Origin of the sequence: Actinocrinis puniceicyclus (assembly GCF_018283645.1) — a bacterium.
Lineage (GTDB): Bacteria > Actinomycetota > Actinomycetes > Streptomycetales > Catenulisporaceae > Actinocrinis > Actinocrinis puniceicyclus.
In genome coordinates this window covers 1-3,091 of sequence record NZ_JAGSXH010000250.1, presented here as the reverse complement: position 1 = coordinate 3,091, position 3,091 = coordinate 1, and the positions used below count along the sequence as shown (strand labels likewise).

Annotated in this window: 1 protein-coding gene; it reads left to right on the top strand. The window is 65.2% G+C overall.

Annotated features, from left to right (window positions below; translation table 11 throughout):
- Nucleotides 1–91: 91 nt before the first annotated feature.
- A partial coding sequence (locus KGA66_RS28435; RefSeq protein WP_211472593.1) for a putative Ig domain-containing protein occupies nt 92–3,091 on the top strand: 3,000 nt, incomplete at its 3' end.

The window sequence follows — 3,091 nt, the reverse complement described above, 5'->3', positions numbered from 1 at the left end:
GACGGGCTTGCGGTGACTGCGCTACAAAGACATCCGATGTGTCCGTGGTTGTGCCGCATCAACATGACATCGCGACGCATCAGGAGGATTTGTGTCTGTTCATCCCAGAGTGCTGCGGTATGCCGCTGCGGCTGCCGTGCTCTCGCTTGCGCCGCCCTTGGCGGTGGCGCTCGGTTCGGGTACCCCGGCTGCTGCGGCCACGGTCACGACGGCCTGGCAGAACGGCGTGTTCTCGCAGAACATCGGTGGGGTCGTGTCCCGCTCGAACATCGTGCTCGGCAAGGCGAACACGGGGGCGACGCAGTTTCTGCCCCTGGGCAACGGCTCGTTGGGTGTGGCCGAGTGGGCGGCGAACGGGTTTACCGCGCAGCTTAATCGCAGCGATACGATGCCGAACCGGCTCTCGCCGGGGCAGGTGAACATCCCTGGGTTGTCGGCGATGACGTCGGCCTCGAACTTCGTGGGCTACTTGGACCTGTACAACGGGGTGCTGCACGAGTCGGGTGGTGGGATGACTCTGACCGCCTGGGTGGCCTCCGGCAAGGACGAGTTGGTCGTGGATGTGACGGGGGCGAACCCGAACGCGCAGGCGAGCGCGAGTGTGAGCCTGTGGAGCGGGCGCACTCCGGCGGCGTCGGCCTCCGGCGCGGTGGCGAGTCTGGCGCAGTCCTGGTCGGACAACTCGCAGAGCGGGCATTCGAACCAGACGTTCGGGGCGATGGCCGCGATCACCGCGGGCGGGCGCAACGTGTCGGCGTCCGTGGTCAACTCCACGAGTGTGCGGGTGTCGTTCACTCCGAACAGCGACGGCTCGTACCGGGTGATCGTGGTCTCGCCGTCGTGGACGGGCGGTAACGCGAACAGCGCCGCCTCCACCCTGATCGGTTCGGACGCCTCGGCGGGGGAGTCCTCGCTGCTGGCGTCGCAGTCGGTGTGGTGGAACGGCTACTGGGCGCATTCCGGTTTGATCGAGGCGTCCTCCTCGGACGGTAGCGCGCAGTACATGGAGAACCTGCATACGCTGTACCTGTACTTCGAGGCCGGGAGCATGCACTCGGGTCAGTATCCGGGTAGTCAGGCGGGGTTGGCGGATCTGTTCAACTTCAACCAGGATCATCAGGCCTGGTATCCGGCCGGGTACTGGTTGTGGAACCTGCGCGGGCAGATTCAGGCGAACCTGGATTCGGGGGAGTTCGCGCAGAACCTGCCGATCTTCGACATGTATCTCAATGATCTGCCGGCGGTCGAGTCGTGGACGGGCGCGCAGATGAACGGCAAGCCGGGTGCGTGTGTGCCGGAGACGATGCGGTTCAACGGCAACGGGTATTACTGGGGTGGCGGTATCACCAGTGATGCCTCGTGCGCGGTGGCTTCCAGTCCTGGTTTCAATGCCGAGACGATCACCAGTGGCGCGGAGATCGCGTTGTGGATCTGGCAGCAGTACCAGGACACCGGGGATCGTAGTTTCCTGAGCAGGTATTACCCGGTGCTTCAGCAGACCGCCACCTTCCTGTTGGCGTGGCAGAGCGTGGGTTCGGATGGTTATCTGCACGCGGTGGCCAATGCGCACGAGACCCAGTGGCAGGTGCAGGACCCGACCACGGACATCGCCGCGGATCAGGCGTTGTTCGCTGCCACGGTCAGCGCCGCGACGTTGCTGAACACGGATTCGTCGCTGGTCTCGCAGTTGCGTACGGCGCTGACGCACATCGAGCCGTACGCGCGTACGGATCAGGGTTCGCATAGTCAGTTGCTGGGTGCGTCCGCGGATGCGTCGGGTACGGATGTGATCGGTAACTCGTATCAGCCGACGGCTGCGACGCACAATGTGGAGAATCTGGGTCTGGAGCCGGTGTGGCCTTACGGGGTGGTCGGCGACAACACGGTGGTGAACGGTGACAATCTGACCGCGTTGGCGGATCGTACCTACAGTCACCGGCAGTACGTCAACAATCCGGACTGGACGTATGACTCGGTTCAGGCGGCGCGGCTGGACATGTCTTCCGAGGTTGCCAACGATCTGGTGAACAGCACGAAGTCCTACCAGGTCTATCCGTCCGGGTTGGCGGCGTGGAATCCGGGTTCGCTGGATGAGCCGTATATCGAGCATGTCTCGAATGTGGCTGCGACGTTGGATGAGGCGTTCGCCACGGATTATGACGGGACGCTGCGTTTCGCTCCGGCGTGGCCCTCGGGTTGGGACGGCGCCGGCACGCTCTACATCCAGGGCGGTTCGAAGGTGGATGTGCAGGTTGAGGGCGGTACGCTGGCGACCGCCGCGATCGAGGCGGGCAGCAGTGGCACGCTCAGTGTGCGCAACCCGTGGCCGGGGCAGCAGGCCGAGGTTGTCAACGGTTCCAGTGGTGCCGTCGTGGTGGCCGCGAGCAGCGCGGCGACGTTGAGTGTGCCGGTCGCCGCGGGTTCCAGTTATCTGGTCGAGCAGGTCTCCGCTCCCACCACCGCGCTGGCGTTCGCTCAGGTCACCGGGACTCGGGCGACCGGCGCGAGGCAGTTGGGCGGTGTCACCATCGGCCTGACCGGTAACACGCTGCCGTCGGGCAACACGGTGACGGTCACCAATCCCGGTGCGCAGAGCGGGACGGTGGGCACCGCGATCAGTGGTGTGCAGGTTCAGGCTGCTGATTCCGGGTCGGGTCAGTCGTTGACGTACAGTGCGTCGGGTCTTCCGGCTGGCCTGTCGATCTCCTCTTCGGGTCTGATCTCGGGGACGCCGAGTGCGTCGGGCACGTTCAATGTGACGGTGACGGCGAAGGACGGTACCGGGGCGTCGGGTTCGGCGTCGTTCACGTGGACGGTCGGGACCGGTAGCAGCGGGAACACGGTGACGGTCACCAATCCGGGTGCGCAGAGCGGGACGGTGGGCACCGCGATCAGCGGTCTGCAAATCCAGGCTGCTGATTCCGGGTCGGGTCAGACGTTGACGTACAGCGCGTCGGGTCTTCCGGCGGGGTTGTCGATCTCCTCTTCGGGTCTGATTTCGGGTACGCCGACCGCGTCGGGGACGTTCAATGTGACCGTCACGGCGACCGACTCCACCAGCGCGTCCGGGTCCGCGTCGTTCACGTGGACG